The sequence below is a fragment of the Kribbia dieselivorans NBRC 106261 genome (genome assembly GCF_001552435.1).
Lineage (GTDB): Bacteria > Actinomycetota > Actinomycetes > Actinomycetales > Dermatophilaceae > Kribbia > Kribbia dieselivorans.
In genome coordinates this window covers 1-946 of record NZ_BCRE01000176.1, presented here as the reverse complement: position 1 = coordinate 946, position 946 = coordinate 1, and the positions used below count along the sequence as shown (strand labels likewise).

The 946-nt window shown below is 68.2% G+C and carries 1 protein-coding gene; it reads left to right on the top strand.

Annotated features, from left to right (window positions below; translation table 11 throughout):
• The first annotated feature begins 34 nt into the window (after positions 1–34).
• Positions 35–637 carry a hypothetical protein gene (locus KD1_RS13425; protein ID WP_068402724.1) on the top strand — a complete coding sequence of 201 codons (603 nt, stop codon included), beginning with the start codon at positions 35–37 and terminating at the stop codon, positions 635–637.
• Positions 638–946 lie beyond the last annotated feature (309 nt).

Genomic DNA, 946 nt, shown 5'->3' with positions numbered 1-946 from the left:
GGGACAAGCCAGCACGATTCACACAGGGGGAAACATGTCTCGTCGTACCACCACCTTGTCCGCGCTCAGCGCCGTTGCGCTCGCTGTCGGGGGCGCACTCGCAGTGGCCACGCCCAGCGCCACCGCGGCCCCGGCCGCCGGGGCCGCCGCCACGTCCACGACGGCAGCGCGCTGTTCGACCAGCGGCAAGACCTTCAGAAAGGTCAACACGCTCAACGTCCCGAGCAGGGCCGTTCACACAGCCCGTCGCCTGCAGACGGACGCCAAGGACTGCGACAAGAGGGCCTTGGTCTGGCGCGCCACGAAGGACCGGACCCACCTGTCCTACGGCTTCCAAACGCCCGCCCAGGCCTTCGCCATCCCCGACCGCCAGGAGCGGCGCTACTGGTACCTGGCCAAGGCGCTGACCATCAAGCCGGGCACCTCGAAGACCGAGTTCGCAACCTACAAGGTGTGGCCGCGCGTGGCGACGAGGCTGCACGCCAACAAGGACGCCGCGTGGCAGGAGTTGGTCACTTCGGGCATGTACTCACAGCGTGAGGTCAACGCCATGCGACGCTCGGGGATCGGCTACACGGGTTGGCGCGTTGGCGTCAGCGCGGGCGGCCGCTGGGTCTTCGACATCGCCGGCGACTGACCCCCAGCCTGTACCGGCCAGGGCAGCGCACACGGCTCGTCGCCTGCAGAAAGAAGGCCTCGGCGTGGCGGGAACTCGTGACGTCGGGCATGTACACGCAGCGTGAGGTCAACACCATGCGCCGCAGCGGCGGTTACCTCGCGTTCGCCGTCGGTGTCAGCGCCGGCGGCGACTGGGTCTTCGCCGGTAGCGCCGACTGACCCGTGGCGAGGCCGGGAGGGGGACCTCAACGCTCGCTGAGTGGTCAATTTGTGTGGGATAACTCGTGGTTATCCCACACAGATTGACCACTCGGCGGTGGGGGGTCCT

Excerpts from the sequence above, each read along its gene's own strand:
- KD1_RS13425 (WP_068402724.1), top strand. The coding sequence starts at position 35 with ATGTCTCGTCGTACCACCACCTTGTCCGCGCTCAGCGCCGTTGCGCTC.